Consider the following 15,910-nt stretch of genomic DNA (forward strand, 5'->3'; position numbering starts at 1 on the left):
TGACGCGACCACGAGACGGACGGGAGGCACGGCGCCGGCTGGCACCGCGCCTCCCGTCCGTCACTCGCTCGCGTGGACCGTCAGGCGGTCGCGATCCGCGACGCCGTGTCGCGGATCAACGCGACCACCTCGGCGCGCACCTCGTCCGCGCTCTCGCCCTCGTGTCGTGCCGCGCTCCGCAGTGCGGTCATGCACATGCCGAGGAGTATCTCGGCGGCCTGGGCGGTGGCGGCCTCCGGCCCCCAGGCCGGGTCGCGCGCCAGCACCTCGCGGACCGCACCGACCATCGCCTCCGACACCGTCGTCATCCGCGTGACCTGCCGCCGCATGAGCTGCGGGAACCGCACGACGAGCTCCTTCCGAGCCGTCCGCTCGGTCTCGTCCGCGAACGTGTCGCCGAACACCAGGAACGCGAGGTCGACGACCGCCTGCGCCGCCGGCTCGCCCGCGACCGCCTCGAGGTGCGCGGCCAACGCCTCCGCCGACAGGTCGAGCTCGGTGTGCCCGAGGACGGCGTCCTCCTTCGAGTCGAAGTAGTTGAAGAACGTCCGCGGCGAGATGTCCGCCCGCGCGGCGATCTGCTCGATCGTGGTGTGGTCGATCTCGTGTTCGAGCGCCAGCGACCGGGCCGACTCGGCGATGCGTCGTCGTGTCTCGATGCGCTTCCGGTCGCGCAGACCCAGTGGTTCGGGCATGCCCTGACTGTAGCCGTCGGTGGGCACCGCGGCGGTGACGTGCATAGTGTCGGGTCCGTGGCGGCGTTCGGACGGGACATCGGGGGCGGGTGCACGCTGACGCTGCGCGACCTCACGACGGTCGAGCCGCTGCACGACCTCGTCGTCGCCAACCTCGACCGGCTCCGGGCAGCCGAACCCTGGGCGTGGCAGGTGCAGAGCGTCGACACGATCGCGATGCACACCGAGCACCTGCTCGGCCAGTACGCCATGGACCGGTCGCTCCCCTGCGTCATCCGGTCGGACGACCGCATCGTCGGGGCGGCGTCGCTCGCGTTCGACCCGTACCTCGGCCAGGCATCGCTCGGCTACTGGATCGACGCCGGCCTGGAGGGACGGGGCATCGTCCGTCGCGCAGCCACGATCCTCGTCGGCGTGGCCCGGGCACGGGGGTGCGCGCGGGTCGAGATCCGGACGGCGGTGGACAACGAGCGCAGCCGCCGGCTGGCCGAGCGGCTCGGGTTCGTCCACGAGGGGACGCTGCGGAGCGCGATGCCGTTGGGATCGCGGCGGGTGGACGTGGCGGTGTACGGGCTCGTGCTCTGAGCGGTCCGTCGACGCTCCCGACACACGGTGCCGGGCCGTGTCGCGTCGTACCGCGCGGCGGTCAGCGGCCGGTCGTCACCCCGTGCCAGACGGCGAACGACCCGCCGATGACGAGCAGCGCGCCGACGAGGATCCACACCGCGAGTGCGACGAGGTTGAGCAGGATGCCCCACCCGGCACGGCCGCGGGCCATCGGTTCCCGCGACCGCGAGGCGATGCCGAGGCAGAGTCCGACGACCGGGGCGAAGAACGTCCAGCCCGCGAGCAGCGAGCAGATGCCGAGGACGAGGCTGGCCGTCCCGAGGCCGGTGCGGGGAGCAGTCGGGTACGTGGTCATGGCCCCGACACTACGGACGACGTGGTGGCGCGTCGTCCGCCCGAGCGCTGATCCGGGTCCGTCGAACGGTTGACGTTCGCCCGTCGCCGGTATCGTCGTCGCATGGCCCTGTTCGGACGACGCAGCAAGAACGACGTGCGCGACCGACCCGTGAGTCAGGTCGAACTGAAGCGAGCCGTGGACGAGGGGTTCCTCATCGCAAAGGCCGCGATCGTCGTGGCGGTCGCGAACCGCATCATCACGAACGCCCTCCGCGACCAGGGGTACTTCGACCACGCGCTCATCGCCGACGCCGCCCGGCAGGAACTCCACCGGATGGCCGAGGAACAGCGCGGGGACGCCGCACGGATGCGCGAGATCCGTGCAACCTCGAGCAAGCAGAAGGGCCGGTCGCGGCACCAGCACGACTACCGCCGTGGCGACGACCACAAGCTCCGCACGCGCGAGGCCACCTACGAGGAGCTCGCCGCCCTGCTGGACCGCCGTCGTGACGACCAGAAGTTCGTCGACGGCATCGTGCTGCAGGCCCGGGCCCGCGCGTGGGACGACATCGGCACGACGGTCGTCGGGCGACTCGGCTGGGCGCAGCGTCCGACCGACGACTACGAGATCGGCCGCGACGAACGCCTGCAGCAGATGCTCGACGAGGACTTCGCGACCCTGCTCGCCGAGCACCCGGTCGGGTCCACCGCTCCGGACCCCGACGAGCCCGACGACGCCGACGGCGACGAGGACGGCTCCGACCCGGCTGACGCCGACACTGCCCGCGCCTGACGCTCACTGCTGAGCGCGAGCGCACGGTCGCGTCCCTAGGCTCGTTTGCATGGTGGATGCGGTGGTGGTCGGAGCAGGGCCGAACGGACTCGCGGCAGCGGTGACGCTCGCGCGCGCCGGGCTGAGCGTCGAGGTCGTCGAACGGAACGACACGATCGGCGGGGGAGCACGGACGGCCGAGCTGACCCTGCCCGGGTTCCGCCACGACGTCTGCTCCGCCGTGCACCCGATGGCCCTGCAGTCCGAGTTCTTCCGCGCGTTCCGGCTCGAGGACCGCATCGAGCTGCGCCTGCCCGAGGTCCAGTACGGCCACCCGCTCGACGGCGGCCGTGCGGGCATCGCGTACCGGGACATCGCCGAGACCGCGGCTGGCCTCGGTGCCGACGGTCCGGCGTTCCACCAGCTCATGGCCCCGCTGGCACGGCACTCCGACCAGGTCGCCGACTTCGCGACCGACGCGCTCCTGCACGTCCCACGGCACCCGGTGACCGTCGCGAAGTTCGGCCTCCGGGCGCTCGAGCAGGGCACACGCGCCTGGAACGCCCGGTTCCGCGAGGACGTGGCACCGGCGATGGTCACGGGCGTCGCCGCGCACTCGATCCAGCACGTGCCCTCCCTGTCGACGGCTGCGGCAGCCCTGTCGCTCGGCTCCTACGCCCACGCCCGGGGCTGGCCCGTCCCGATCGGCGGCAGCCAGGCGATCGTCGACGCGCTCGCTGCCGACCTCCTCGCGCACGGCGGCACGATCGAGACCGGCCGTGAGGTCACCAGCCTCGGCGACCTCACCCCCGCCAAGGCCGTCTTCTTCGACACGAGCGTCCCGGGCATGCTCCGGATCGCGGGGAAGCAGATCCCGACCCCGAAGCGCGGGGCACTCCGGCACTTCCGGTTCGGCAACGCCGCGGCCAAGGTCGACTTCGCGCTGTCCGGGCCGGTCCCGTGGGAGAACGAGCTGCTCCGGAAGGCCGGCACGGTGCACATCGGCGGGACGCGTGCCGAGATCGCCGAAGCCGAGGGTGCGGTGGCCCGCGGGCAGCACGCCGAGCGGCCGTACGTCCTCGGTTCGGAGCCCACCGTGGTCGACCCGAGCCGGGCCCCGGAGGGGAAGCACGTGTTCTGGGCGTACGCGCACGTCCCGGCCGGCTCCGACGTCGACCAGACCGAGGCAGTCACCCGGCAGATCGAGCGGTTCGCCCCGGGCTTCCGCGACCTGGTGCTGCACGCCTCGAGCCGCACGGCGGTGCAGATGGCCGAGTACAACCCCAACTACCAGGGCGGCGACATCGCGGCGGGGGCGGCGAGCTTCTGGCAGCTCGTCAAGCGCCCGGTGCTGTCGTCGGACCCGTGGCGCATGGGCGGCGGCATGTACCTCGCATCCCAGAGCGCGGCGCCGGGTCCCGGCGTGCACGGCATGGCCGGTTGGCACGCCGCGAAGAGCGCGCTGCGGCACACGTTCGGCCTGCCCGTCGACGTCGATCTCGCACCGGAGGACTGACCCATGGCGAAGAACGTCCGCATCCTGCACTGCCGGCCCGAGGACGTCTTCGACGTCCTGCGCGACGGCTGGCTGTTCACGACCTGGGTGGTCGGGGCCTCCCGGATGCGCGGGCAGGACCCTGGGTGGCCAGCGGTCGGCACCCGCATCCACCACTCGTTCGGCGTGTGGCCGATCGTCATCGACGACACCACGACCGTCGAGGTCTGGGACCCGCCCCGGGCGATGACGATCCGGCCGAAGGGCTGGCCGATCGGCGAGGCCCGGGTCGCGCTCACGGTGGAGGAGCACCGTCGCGGGTGCAAGGTCACGATCGTCGAGAACGCGATCGCTGGACCGGGTTCGTACGTTCCCGACTTGCTCATGCAGCCGGCGATCTGGGTGCGGAACCGCGAGACGCTCCGACGGCTCGGCTGGGTCGCCGCGGGTCGCGCCGGGCGCGACTGAACGATGGACGGGAGGCCCGTGGCGGCGCCGCCACGGGCCTCCCGTCCGGTGGCGACGGACGTCGCTACTCCGCGCGACTGAAGTCGCTCGCGCGACGCACCTGGTCGTCCGTCAGGGCGACGCCCGTGTACCGCTCGAACTGCCGCGCTGCCTGCAGGGCGATGACCTCGGCGCCCGTGATGACGTGCTTGTCGGCCGCGCGTCCCGCGCGGACGAGCGGCGTCTCGGAGGGGAACGCGACGACGTCGAAGACGGTGTGCGCGGCGGCGATCCGGGCGTCGGCGAAGGCGAGGGCGTCCTCGTCGTCACCGCGCATCCCGAGCGGCGTGACGTTCACGAGGACGTCGGCGTCACCGGCGTCGCGCTCGTCGGCGACCCGCTCGTACCCGTACTGCGCCGCGAGGGCCGGTCCGGTCTCGTCGTTGCGGGCGACCACGGTGAGGTGCTCGAACCCGGCGCCGCGGAACGCCGCCGTGACGGCCTTGGCCATGCCGCCGGACCCGCGCAGCAGCACCCGTGACGAGCGGTCGACGTCGTGGCTCGCGAGCAGGGACGCGACGGCCTCGTAGTCGGTGTTCGACGCGGTGAGCACGCCGTCGTCGTTCACGACCGTGTTGACGGACTGGATCGCCGCCGCGGACTCCTCGATGACGTCGACGAGCGGGATGATCGCCTCCTTGAAGGGCATCGACACCGAGCAGCCGCGGATACCGAGCGCTCGGATGCCCGCGACGGCACCGGGGAGGTCGGTGGTCGTGAACGCCTTGTAGAGGAAGTTCAGCCCGAGTTCGTCGTACAGGAAGTTGTGGAACCGGGTGCCGATGTTGCTCGGACGGGCCGCCAGCGACATGCAGACCTGCATGTCCTTGTTGAGGATGGGCATGGCGTCAGTCTCCCATGCTGGTGCTGATGGAGCGGTCCATGTCCGCGGACCGGACGCCTGGCGTACCGTCGGGGGCATGGCAGAGCTCCCCGACACCATGCGCGCCGTCCGGTTCTCCGAGTGGGGTGACCGATCCGTCCTGCACGTGGAGGAGGTCCCGCTGCCGTCCGTCGAGCCGGGCCGGGTGCTCGTCCGGGTGCGAGCGGCCGGCATCAACCCGGGGGAGTCCGCGATCCGTCAGGGTCTGTTCGACGGCGAGGACCCGTCGAAGCTCCCGTCGGGCCAGGGCACCGACTTCGCGGGCATCGTCGTGGCCGTCGGTGAGGGTGTCGACGGCGTCGACGAGGGCGAGGAGGTCCTCGGCTGGTCGTGGGAACGGTCGAGCCAGGCCGAGTACGTGTCCGTGCCGGCCGGTCAGGTCGTGCAGAAGCCGCACCGACTCTCGTGGGAGGTCGCCGGCGGGCTCGACGTCGTCGCGACCACCGCGGCCGCTGCGGTCCGCGCCGTCGATCCGCGACCGGGGGAGACGGTCGTCGTCTCCGGAGCCGCCGGTGGTGTCGGCGGCTTCGTCACGCAGCTCCTGACGAACGAGGGCATCGACGTCATCGCGATCGCGTCCGAGGCGAACCACGACTGGCTCCGGTCGAAGGGTGCGCGGCCTGTGACGTACGGCGACGGTCTGCAGGATCGGATCACCGAGCTGGCGACGAACGGCATCGACGCGCTCATCGACACCTACGGTCCCGAGTACGTGCACCTCGGCGTCGCGCTCGGGGTCCCGGTCGACCGCATCGAGACGATCATCGCGTTCGAGGCGGCGTCGGAGCTCGGGGCGAAGGCCTCGGGCAGCGCGGACACGGCGGACCCGGAGATCCTCGGGGCGCTCGCGCTGCAGGTCGCCGACGGGGCCATCGAGGTCCCGATCGCAGCGGCCTACCCGCTCGACCGCGTGCAGGACGCGTACGCCGAGCTCGAGCAGCGGCACACGCGCGGCAAGATCGTCCTCGTCCCGTGACGGCCGGGGGACAACCCCACCCCGGCTCGTGGGTCGACCGGGTGGCCACGGCCGCCCGTCGATCCGTAGCGTGGTCGGCATGAGCACCTTCCTCCGTCCCCGTTCCGGCCGACTCCTCGCCGGGGTCTGCGCCGGCATCGCCGACCGACTCGGCTGGTCCCGCGCGCTCGTCCGTGTCGTCTGGGTGATCCTGAGCCTGTTCCCCGGCCCGCTCTGGGTCCTCTACGTCGTGCTGTGGATCCTCATGCCGGCCGAGGGTTCCCAGCGTCTGCGCCGCGTCCGCCGCCGCTGAGCGGCGCTGAGGCCCCGTCCGTCCGGACGGGCTAGTGTGGCGACGTGCCGGTCTCCGTCTTCGATCTGTTCAGCATCGGTGTCGGCCCGTCGAGTTCCCACACGGTGGGACCGATGCGCGCCGGAGCCGCCTTCGCCGCCGCTCTGCCCACCGCGGGTGTCGTCGGCGTCCGGGTCGACCTCTACGGTTCGCTGGCCTCGACCGGCCACGGGCACGGGACGCTCGGTGCGGTCGCGGCCGGCCTCACCGGTGCCGACCCCGAGACGGTGGACCCCGACCGGATGGCGCTCGACCTCGAGGAGCTCGAACGCGCGGGTGCGCTCCGGCTGGCGAACGGTACGACGGTGCCGTTCCGGCTCGCGGACATCGTGCTCCACCCGCTGACGATGCTGCCGCGTCACCCGAACGGCATGCGGCTCCGGGCGAGCGGTGCCGACGGGAGCGTGCTCGCCGACGAGACCTACTACTCGATCGGCGGCGGGTTCATCACCCGCGACGGCGAGACCGACGCCGCCGAGGTCGCTGAGGCTGCCATCCCGGTCGACGACCACGTGCCCCACCCGTTCTCCAGCGGCGCCGAGCTCCTGGTGGAGTGCGCGCGCTCCGGCCTGCCCGTCAGCGGCATCGCGCTCGCGAACGAGGTCGCCCTCGACACGTCCGAGGCCGCCGTCCGTGAGCGGCTCCTCGGCATCCACACCGTCATGGAGCAGTGCGTCGAGCGTTCGGTGCGTCGGACCGGCACCCTCCCCGGCGGCCTCGACGTCCGGCGCCGCTCGGCGACCTGGTACGAGCAGCTCGTCCGCGACGACCCCGACCACGATCCGCTCTTCGCGATGGAGTGGGTGAACCTCGTCGCGATGGCCGTCAACGAGGAGAACGCGACCGGCGGCCGGGTCGTCACGGCCCCGACGAACGGCGCAGCCGGGATCATCCCCGCGGTCCTGTCGTACGCGCTCACCTACGTCCCCGAGATCACCGCGGACCGCCGTGACGACGCCGTGGTCCGGTTCCTGCTCACGGCCGGTGCGGTCGGCTCGATCTACAAGGAGCGGGCGTCGATCTCCGGCGCCGAGGTCGGCTGCCAGGGCGAGGTCGGCTCGGCGGCGTCGATGGCGGCCGCCGGGCTCGCGGAGGTCCTCGGCGGCACCCCGGAGCAGGTCGAGAACGCGGCGGAGATCGCGATGGAGCACAACCTCGGGCTGACCTGCGACCCGATCGGCGGTCTCGTGCAGATCCCCTGCATCGAACGGAACGCGATCGCCGCGAACAAGGCGATCAACGCCGCGCGGATGGCCCTGCGCGGCGACGGCGTCCACCACGTGTCGCTCGACCAGGTCGTCGAGACCATGCGGCAGACCGGAGCGGACATGTCGTCGAAGTACAAGGAGACCGCGATGGGTGGTCTGGCGGTCAACGTCCCGCTGTGCTGAGCCGCTTCCCGCCCACCCGCATCTCGAGCCGCGCCTCGACGGGCACGACCCTCGGGGCGCCCTCGGCGTCGAGCACCACGAGGGCGGTCGCACCGGGGGTCGCGAGCTCGTCCACCACGGTGCCGACGAGGCGCTCGCCGCGGTCGTCGTAGCGGACGGTCGCGTTCACGGGGACCTCGTCAGCGGGCACCTCCAGCCACGACTCGTGGTCATCGATGGTCTGTTGCACCGCTCCATCATCGCCGATTGTCCGGAAGACGCAGAATCGTCGAACCATCATCACGTTCATCGGCGCCGCGTACGGTCGGCCCCATGACCGACCACGACGGACACCAGCACCCCGACCGCGACCACCTCGACGACGGCGTGGACATGTCCTTCGAGGAGCGACGGCAGGACACCCTCCGACGCATGTCCGGGTCCGATGAGCACGACGCGGACCCCCGCGTCGAGGTGTCCGAGGCGCCGGACGGCGACGTCCGGATCGACGTCGCCGACACCGCGGCGGTCCGCCCGGGGGAGTGACCGACCGACCGGGGACGGTGGTCCACGGCATGATCGTCCCGTGCACCACGTCCTCAGCCGCGTCGACGGCGGCGTCTCCGCGACGCCCCTGACGGACGCGGGGACCGCCGGGGGCGAGGCCGTCCGGGTGAGCGACCAGGGCCTCCCGGCCTTCGTCGCGGCCCACGACGGACCGGGCGTGCGCTGGGTGTGGGACGACACTGCCCGCTGGTACCCGGCCGTCCTGGCGGCCGGTGGCCGCGTCGGGCGCTGCGTCGACCTGCGGCTCGGTCGTCGGGTCCTGCGGGGCGCCCTCGCCGCGCGCGGGACGGCGCTGCAGACCTCCCCGCCCGATGCGCTCGACGCGCCACCCGCACTGGAGGCACGGGTCACCGAACCGACGCAGGCCCGGCTCTTCGACGACGCGCTCTTCGCCGCGCCGGTGCCGGACGACGCGCTGGACCCGGTCGCGGAGTTCCGGGCGCAGCTCGACGCCGTCGCAGCGTCGACCGCGCCGAGCGCGCTGCGGCTGCTCCTGACCGCGGAGTCGGCCGGGGCGCTCGTGGCGGCGGAGATGCTGCACGCCGGGCTCCCGTGGCGCGTCGACGTCCACGAACGGTTGCTCGAGCAGGAGCTCGGGCCGCGGGTGCCGTACGGCGTCCGGCCCCGTCGCCTCGAGGAGATCGCGTCCGTGATCCGTGAGCGTCTCGACGACCCCGGCCTGAACCCCGACTCGCCCGCGGACGTCCTCCGGTCGCTCCGGCGCGCAGGCCTGACCGTCTCGAGCACCCGCAAGTGGGAGCTCCGCGAGCTCGACCACCCGGTCGTCGAACCGCTGCTCGAGTACAAGCGGCTCGCTCGGCTCGTCACGGCGAACGGGTGGACGTGGCTCGACGACTGGGTCCGCGACGGCCGGTTCCACCCGAAGTACGTCGTGGGCGGTGTCGTGACCGGACGGTGGGCCGCGGACGGTGGCGGGGCGATGCAGCTGCCGAAGGGCATCCGCAGCGCCGTGGTCGCCGACGACGGCTGGAAGCTCGTGGTGGCCGACGCCGCCCAGCTGGAACCACGTGTGCTCGCGGCGATGGCGGAGGACCGTGCGATGGCGGCGGCCGGCGACGGCCGCGACCTCTACGACGGCGTCGTCGCCTCGGGGGCGGTCGAGACCCGGCAGCAGGCGAAGGGCGCGATGCTCGGCGCGATGTACGGCGCGACCCAGGGCGAGGGGGGTCGGCTCGTGCCCCGGCTCGCCCGGGCGTTCCCGCAGGCACTGGCACTCGTGGAGCGTGCCGCCCGGGCGGGGGAGCGCGGCGAGCCCGTCACCACCCTGCTCGGTCGGACGTCGCCCGTGCCGGACCCGTCCTGGTTCGAGGCGCGCAACCGCGCGTACGCGGTGGAGGGCACCCCGGCGATGCAGCGGGCCGTCGAGTCGCGGGCCCGGAGCTGGGGGCGGTTCACCCGGAACTTCGTCGTGCAGGGGACCGCCGCCGAGTGGGCGCTCGCGTGGATGGGCTCGCTGCGGACGCGCCTCGCCGCACGCTTCCCGGGGCCGGTGACGGCTGGGCCGCACCTGGTGTTCTTCGTCCACGACGAGATCGTGGTTCACGCGCCGGCCGAGCACGCCGGGTGGGTCGCCGACCAGGTGCGCGCTGCAGCGGTCGACGCCGGCCAGCTGCTCTTCCGGGACTTCCCGGTGACGTTCCCGCTGAGCGTCGCGGTGGTCGAGTCGTACGCCGACGCGAAGGACTGATCCGGCCGCCCACACCGACGACCGGGCAGGGTGGGTCGATGGACCAGACCCACGCGGAGGCGCCCGACGAGCACGTCGGCGACGTCGACCTCACCCGGTGGCGGACCCGCGCGGGTCGGACGGTCGCTGACACCTGGGCAGCCCTGGGGCACCGCTACGGGGCGCTCCCCGTGCTCGTGCTCACCCTGGCGATCGGCATCGCCGTGGCCGTCACGGCGACCTGGGCCGCGTCCGAGGTGTACGACGCCGTCCGCGCCGGGGACGACGTCGCGGTGCTCGACCGGCCGGTGCTCGACTGGGTGCTCACGCTCCGGTCGCCGACCGCGGACACGCTCGTCACGTGGTGGACGGACGTGGCCGGCACCGTCGGGATGCCGATCGTCGCCGTCGGGTTCCTGGTCGGCTTCACGATCCAGCGCCGGGCGTGGACGCCGGTGGTCCTGCTCGTCTCCGCGAGCGGTGGTTCGCTGCTCATGACCGTCGCCGGCAAGGACCTGATCGGGCGTGCTCGTCCGCCCCTCGCCGACGCGGTGCCCCCGTACGAGCACTCCGCGTCCTTCCCGTCCGGGCACACGCTCAACGCCACGGTGGTGGTCGGGACGATCGTCTACCTGCTCGTCCTCCGGCAGTCCCGGTTGGTCGTGCGGGTGTGGACGATCGCCGTCGGGGCGCTGTTCGTGCTCTCGATCGGTGCGTCGCGGGTGTTCCTCGGGCACCACTGGCTCACCGACGTGCTGGCGGCGTGGGCGCTCGGGCTGGCGTGGCTCGCGCTCGTCGTCACCGCGCACCGCCTGTACCTGACGGCGCTCCGCCGTGGTGCGCGGCCCGTCAGGTCACCCCGGTAGGTTGCCGGACATGGAGGAACGGGTCTTCGGCGGCAGGTACCGCGTCACGGGCACGCTCGGGCACGGCGGCATGGCCTCCGTCTACCGGGCGGTCGACGAGATGCTCGGACGTGAGGTCGCGGTCAAGGTGTTCCGTATCGGGCCCGTCGACCACGGGGAACGCGCGCGGGCCGAGGCGGAGATCCAGGTCCTCGCGTCGCTGCGCAGTCCGGCGCTCGTGACCCTGTACGACGCTGCGCTCGACGACGTCGACGGCGACTCGTACCTGATCATGGAGCTCGTCCCGGGCAGCGACCTCGCGACCCGGCTCCGCGAGGGGCCGCTCGACACCGTGACGACCGCGCGCGTCGGCGCGCAGATCGCCGAGGGCCTCGCCGCGGCCCACGCGCAGGGCGTCGTCCACCGCGACGTGAAGCCCGCGAACGTCCTGCTCGAGTCCGACGGCACGCACGTCAAGCTCGCCGACTTCGGCATCGCCCTGCTCCGCGACTCCGCTCGGGTCACCGGGACCGGCACGGTGATGGGCACCGCCGCCTACATCGCACCGGAGCAGGTGATGGGGCAGCCGATCACGGGCAAGGCCGACGTGTACGCCCTCGGGCTGGTGCTCCTCGAGACCCTCAGCGGCAAGCGGCCGTTCCCGGGCAGCGCCGTGGAGTCCGCGACCGCGCGACTGGCCCGCAGCCCGGAGATCGACCAGCACCTCCCGACCGCGTGGCGCACCCTCCTGCACGTCATGACCGCCACCGATCCCGACGAGCGGCCCACCGCAGCGGAGGCGGCCGAGCGACTCCAGGCCCTGGGGCGCGACGACGTGGCACCGGCGACGCAGCTCCTGCCGGGCGCGCCCGGGGCGATGACCCGCGCCGGTGCCGCCGGTGCCGCCGGAGCGGCGGCAGCCGCCGCGGCGGCGGCACGTCCGGACGACGCGCAGGCCGCGACCGCCCGGATGGACGCGACCGCACCCATGGACCCGGCCGACCGACCGGATGACGCGACCCGCGTGATGCCGGCGGCCCGTGCCTCCCGGTCGGACGACGTGGCGACCACCGTGCTCGGAGCAGCCGGAGCCGGAGCAGCAGGAGCCGGAGCAGCCGGTGCCGGAGCGGCAGGTGCCGGAGCGGCAGGAACCGGTGGCGGCGCAGCCGGCAGCGCGCCGCCCCGTCCACCGGCCGGCGGACCGGCCGGGCGACCGGACGAGGACGACCGTCGCCGTCGCCGTGGACCGATCGTCCTCGCCATCGTGATCGCCGTGCTCGTCATCGCGGGCATCGTCGCCGCGGTGGCCGCTCTCGGCCCCGGATCGACACCGGCCCCGACCGAGTCGAGCACGACGAGTCCCGACGACCAGCAGCCGAGCACCGAGCCGAGCCAGCCCGAGGAACAGCCGAGCCAGCCGGAGCAGCAGCCGAGCGAGCCCGAAGACCAGCCGAGCTCGCCCGAAGACCAGCCGAGCGAGCCCGCCGAACCCAGCGAGGAACCCTCGGAGGATCCGGTGCCGTCCGGACTCCCCGAGCCGTCGAGTCCGGCGTCGAACCCGGTCGAGGCTCCCCAGGACAGTACGGACACCGCAGCCGACACCGGACCGGGCAACGGGCGTGACACGGGCCCCGGCGCCGGCCCGGGCAACTCCGGCAACGCGCCCGGACACGGCGGGTAGGTTTCCTCCAGTCGATGGAGCAAATAGGCTCGTCGTGTGGAAGAGCTGCAACGGAGCGGCGGGCCGACGACGGCCGTCGCGGCACGCAACGGTGTCGGGTACGCCTCGGCGGAGGCCTGGCTGGTCGAACGACCGTCCGGAGCCGGCCCGACCGAGGGGGTCGTGCCCGGGTTCGCCGGCCGCACGATCGCGCCCGGCGACGAACTGTCGTGGGTGTGGTTCCCCGAGCGGACCCTCCCGGAGGGCCTGACCGAACCCACCGAAGCCGACCTCCCGCACTTCTGGGACGCCACCGCGTTCGGCGTCGACCTCGTCTGCACCGACGGCACACGGCTGAGCGACACGGCACGCGATCAGTACGGCGACGCGCTGACACCGGACGCCCAGGACGCCGCACGCAAGCAGTGGGTCGACCAGTGGAACCGCCGGGCTGTGGACCTCACGCCGCTCGCAGGCCGGGTGGTGGACCGCCTGGAGGCACGGCTCGGCTCCGCCACGCCGCACCCGACCGGCGACGGCGAGCGTCCGGCACTCCGCGGATGGCTCGACGACGTCCGGCTCGGCCCGGCTCGGCCCGCTCCGGAGACGCCGCTCGACCACGTCCGCACGACCCGGGGCACGCAGGCGTCGTCCCGGTTCTCCCGCGGCAACAACGCGCCGCTCGTCGGCCTGCCGCACGGCGGGGTCTTCGGGCTGCCGATGACCGATGCGTCGAGCAACCGGTGGCCGTACGCCTACCAGGAGCACTCGGTCGTCGACGACGCCGGACGGGTCCGTCCGGCGATCCAGGCCTTCGCGACGAGCCACATCCCGTCGCCGTGGATGGGGGACCGCGGCGTGTTCCAGGTCATGCCGTCCCCGCTCGACACCCCGGACCCCGACCGGACCGCACGGGCGCTCGGGTTCGACCACGACGACGAGCAGGACGGTCCGCACCGCTACCGGGTCGCGCTCGACCACGGCGTCACGGCCGAGGTCACCGCGGGGGAGTTCGCCCTCGGTTTCCGTTTCACGGGCACACGCAGCGTGGTGCTCGACCACCACGGTCGCGTGTCCGACGTCTCGGTGACGATCACCGACGGCACGGCCGTGGTCGAGTGCCTGCTCGACGACCGGCCGGGGACGCCCCCGCACCACGTGCACGTGCGCGTCCCGCGGGTGACCGCTGACCACACGCGCCTCGGGGAGCACGAGCTGCGCGGGTGGCTCACGGTCGACGGCGACGTCGACGTCCTGCTCGGCATCTCCACGGTGTCGATCGAGGATGCCCGGGCCAACCTCGACGCGGCGGGCGACCACGACACGATGCGCGCGCACGCCGAGGAGCGGTGGACCGCCGAGCTGGCCACCATGTCGTTCGAGGGGGCGAGCCCGGACCAGCTGACCGCGCTGTACTCGGGCCTCCACCGGCTCTTCCTCTACCCGAACCGTGCCGGCGAGACCGCCCGCGACGGCGTGCCGCGCCACCGGTCCCCGTACGGATCGGTGCAGGCGTCGCCGATCCGCGACGAACCCGGTCCCGAGGTCGTCGAGGGGCTGTTCACCACGACGAACGGGTTCCGGGACACGTACCGCACGGCGTGGCCGCTGCTCGGGCTCCTCACCCCGGACACCGCCGGCGAGCTCGCACAAGGGTTCGTCGAGCACCACCACGACGGCGGGTGGACGCCCCGGTGGAGTGCACCCGGCGCCGAGGACTGCATGACCGGCACCACGAGCGACACCGTCTTCGCCGACCTCGCGGCGAAGGGCATCCCCGGCTTCGACCTCGCGGCGGCGTACCGGAGCGCGGTGCGCAACGCGACCGTCCCGCCGCGTGACGAGCGTGTCGGGCGGAAGGGGAGCCTCCCGGGTGCCTTCCGCGGCCACGTCGACACCGCGACCCACGAGGGGATGAGCTGGACCCTCGACGCCGCGATCAACGACTGGGGCCTCGCCGTCATGGCGGACCTGCTCGCTCGTCGTGCGTCCACCGACGCCGAACGGGAGCGTCTGCTCGCCGAGCACGAGTGGTTCGCCCGCCGCTCGCTGCAGTACCGCAACGTGTTCGACGCCGAGCGCGGCTTCTTCATCGGGCGCGACCCCGAGGGGACCTGGAGGGTGGGCACGGAGTTCGACCCTCGCGACTGGGGCGACGACTACACCGAGACGAACGCCTGGGGCACCGCGTTCACCGCTCCGCACGACGGCGCCGGTGTCGTCGACCTGCACGGCGGACCCGCACGGTTCGACGCCGCCCTCGACACGTTCTTCACCACACCCGAGACCGGATCGACCGCGCGCTCCGGCTCCTACGGCTTCCCGATCCACGAGATGACCGAGGCGCGCGACGTCCGGATGGGCATGCTCGGGCTGTCGAACCAGCCGGCCCACCACATCCCGTTCTTCCCGATGTTCACCGGGCGGCACGACGACGCGCACCGCATCGTCCGCTCGGCCCTGGACCGCCTGTTCGTCGGCTCGGACCTCGGGCAGGGCTACCCCGGCGACGAGGACAACGGCGAGATGAGCGCCTGGTACGTCTTCGCGACGATCGGCCTGTACCCGCTGGCGCCCTCGACGGGGACCTACGTGCTCGTGCCGCCGTCGGTGCGTCGGACCGTCGTGCGCCCCGCCTCGTCGGACGGCAGTGCCACGCCGACCGTGATCGAGGTCGTGTCCGGTCCGGTGGGCGGGTACGTCGCGTCGGTCACCGTGGACGGGGCGCCCTGGGAGTCCGTCAGCATCCCGCACGAGGTCCTCGCCGCGGCGTCGACCATCGCGTTCACGCTGTCCCCGGAGCCCACCGGGTGGGCGTCCGACACGCGCCCGGTCTCGGCGTCCGACGTCCACGGCTTCCGGGACACCCCGGTCGACCTGCTGCCGGTCGGCGTCTCCCCGCTGATCGACGACACCGGTCGGACCGCGACGGCGCTCGCCGCGGGGGCGTCCGCGACGTTCGAGGTGCCGTCGGTGCCGGTGTCGCTGTACACCGTCACGGTCGAGGCGCCGGGCACGTACTCGTGGGACGTCGGCCTCGGAACGGCGCAGTCGTCGGTGCACGACGCCGAGTTCGCCTGGGCCGGGCAGACGCGGGTCTTCCGGCTGGAGGGCACGGGGTCGGCGTTCACGTTCTCGGCGGTGACCGACGTCGCGCTGACGCAGCTCGAGCTGATCGCGGCGGACGGACAGCGTTGACCCGCCGTTCACCGGTCGGGA

General features: G+C 73.2%; 16 protein-coding genes. 12 read left to right on the forward strand and 4 right to left on the reverse strand.

Features of this window, described 5'->3' with window-relative positions:
• Window positions 1-80: 80 nt before the first annotated feature.
• Complete coding sequence (locus NS184_RS08975; protein ID WP_193750435.1) at window positions 81-695, reverse strand: TetR/AcrR family transcriptional regulator; 615 nt, start codon at window positions 693-695, stop codon at window positions 81-83.
• A gap of 57 nt (window positions 696-752) precedes the next feature.
• On the opposite strand from NS184_RS08975, the gene NS184_RS08980 reads away from it, so the two are divergent.
• Window positions 753-1,280, forward strand: a complete 528-nt coding sequence (locus tag NS184_RS08980) for a GNAT family N-acetyltransferase (protein WP_058725782.1) — start codon at window positions 753-755, stop codon at window positions 1,278-1,280.
• Between the two features lie 61 nt (window positions 1,281-1,341).
• Here NS184_RS08980 and NS184_RS08985 read toward each other — a convergent pair whose 3' ends face one another.
• Complete coding sequence (locus NS184_RS08985; RefSeq protein ID WP_058725783.1) at window positions 1,342-1,617, reverse strand: hypothetical protein; 276 nt, start codon at window positions 1,615-1,617, stop codon at window positions 1,342-1,344.
• A 102-nt stretch (window positions 1,618-1,719) separates the two neighbouring features.
• Between NS184_RS08985 and NS184_RS17850 the strand changes: the two genes are divergently transcribed.
• From NS184_RS17850 to NS184_RS09000, 3 genes are read left to right on the forward strand one after another with little or no spacing between them, the layout of a single operon-like run.
• Window positions 1,720-2,391 carry a hypothetical protein gene (locus NS184_RS17850; RefSeq protein ID WP_058725784.1) on the forward strand — a complete coding sequence of 224 codons (672 nt, stop codon included), beginning with the start codon at window positions 1,720-1,722 and terminating at the stop codon, window positions 2,389-2,391.
• Between the two features lie 49 nt (window positions 2,392-2,440).
• Window positions 2,441-3,886: a phytoene desaturase family protein gene (locus tag NS184_RS08995; RefSeq protein ID WP_058725785.1), complete on the forward strand. Its 1,446-nt coding sequence runs from the start codon at window positions 2,441-2,443 to the stop codon at window positions 3,884-3,886.
• A 3-nt stretch (window positions 3,887-3,889) separates the two neighbouring features.
• Window positions 3,890-4,333 carry an SRPBCC family protein gene (locus NS184_RS09000; RefSeq protein WP_058725786.1) on the forward strand — a complete coding sequence of 148 codons (444 nt, stop codon included), beginning with the start codon at window positions 3,890-3,892 and terminating at the stop codon, window positions 4,331-4,333.
• 64 nt (window positions 4,334-4,397) lie between these two features.
• Here the strand turns inward: NS184_RS09000 and NS184_RS09005 are convergent, their stop codons facing one another.
• Window positions 4,398-5,216: a shikimate 5-dehydrogenase gene (locus tag NS184_RS09005; protein WP_058725787.1), complete on the reverse strand. Its 819-nt coding sequence runs from the start codon at window positions 5,214-5,216 to the stop codon at window positions 4,398-4,400.
• A 76-nt stretch (window positions 5,217-5,292) separates the two neighbouring features.
• Between NS184_RS09005 and NS184_RS09010 the strand changes: the two genes are divergently transcribed.
• The 3 genes from NS184_RS09010 to NS184_RS09020 all read left to right on the forward strand — a co-directional run bounded on the left by NS184_RS09010 (window position 5,293) and on the right by NS184_RS09020 (window position 7,953).
• Entirely contained in the window at window positions 5,293-6,231 is a 939-nt protein-coding gene (locus NS184_RS09010) for an NADP-dependent oxidoreductase (protein WP_242863010.1), read from the forward strand.
• Between the two features lie 79 nt (window positions 6,232-6,310).
• A complete protein-coding gene (locus tag NS184_RS09015; RefSeq protein ID WP_058725835.1) occupies window positions 6,311-6,523 on the forward strand; it encodes a PspC domain-containing protein in 213 nt (70 codons plus the stop codon).
• A 44-nt stretch (window positions 6,524-6,567) separates the two neighbouring features.
• The gene (locus tag NS184_RS09020) at window positions 6,568-7,953 is read left to right on the forward strand and encodes an L-serine ammonia-lyase (protein WP_058725788.1); all 1,386 of its coding nucleotides are present in this window, start codon (window positions 6,568-6,570) and stop codon (window positions 7,951-7,953) included.
• Here the strand turns inward: NS184_RS09020 and NS184_RS09025 are convergent.
• A complete protein-coding gene (locus tag NS184_RS09025) occupies window positions 7,934-8,182 on the reverse strand; it encodes a hypothetical protein (RefSeq protein WP_058725789.1) in 249 nt (82 codons plus the stop codon). The genes NS184_RS09020 and NS184_RS09025 overlap by 20 nt on opposite strands.
• Window positions 8,183-8,265: 83 nt before the next feature.
• Between NS184_RS09025 and NS184_RS09030 the strand changes: the two genes are divergently transcribed.
• Genes NS184_RS09030 through NS184_RS09050 form a run of 5 tightly spaced genes read left to right on the forward strand, consistent with a single transcriptional unit; the run spans window position 8,266 to window position 15,889 of the window.
• On the forward strand, window positions 8,266-8,478 hold the full coding sequence (locus tag NS184_RS09030) for a hypothetical protein (RefSeq protein WP_058725790.1): 213 nt from the start codon (window positions 8,266-8,268) through the stop codon (window positions 8,476-8,478).
• Window positions 8,479-8,518: 40 nt separating this feature from the next.
• The gene (locus tag NS184_RS09035) at window positions 8,519-10,207 is read left to right on the forward strand and encodes a bifunctional 3'-5' exonuclease/DNA polymerase (protein WP_058725791.1); all 1,689 of its coding nucleotides are present in this window, start codon (window positions 8,519-8,521) and stop codon (window positions 10,205-10,207) included.
• A gap of 38 nt (window positions 10,208-10,245) precedes the next feature.
• Entirely contained in the window at window positions 10,246-11,052 is an 807-nt protein-coding gene (locus NS184_RS09040) for a phosphatase PAP2 family protein (RefSeq protein ID WP_058725792.1), read from the forward strand.
• Window positions 11,053-11,062: 10 nt separating this feature from the next.
• Window positions 11,063-12,712 carry a serine/threonine-protein kinase gene (locus NS184_RS09045; RefSeq protein ID WP_058725793.1) on the forward strand — a complete coding sequence of 550 codons (1,650 nt, stop codon included), beginning with the start codon at window positions 11,063-11,065 and terminating at the stop codon, window positions 12,710-12,712.
• Between the two features lie 36 nt (window positions 12,713-12,748).
• Complete coding sequence (locus tag NS184_RS09050) at window positions 12,749-15,889, forward strand: GH92 family glycosyl hydrolase (protein WP_242863011.1); 3,141 nt, start codon at window positions 12,749-12,751, stop codon at window positions 15,887-15,889.
• Window positions 15,890-15,910: the final 21 nt, after the last annotated feature.

It is taken from the genome of Curtobacterium luteum (genome assembly GCF_001475545.1).
Lineage (GTDB): Bacteria > Actinomycetota > Actinomycetes > Actinomycetales > Microbacteriaceae > Curtobacterium > Curtobacterium luteum_A.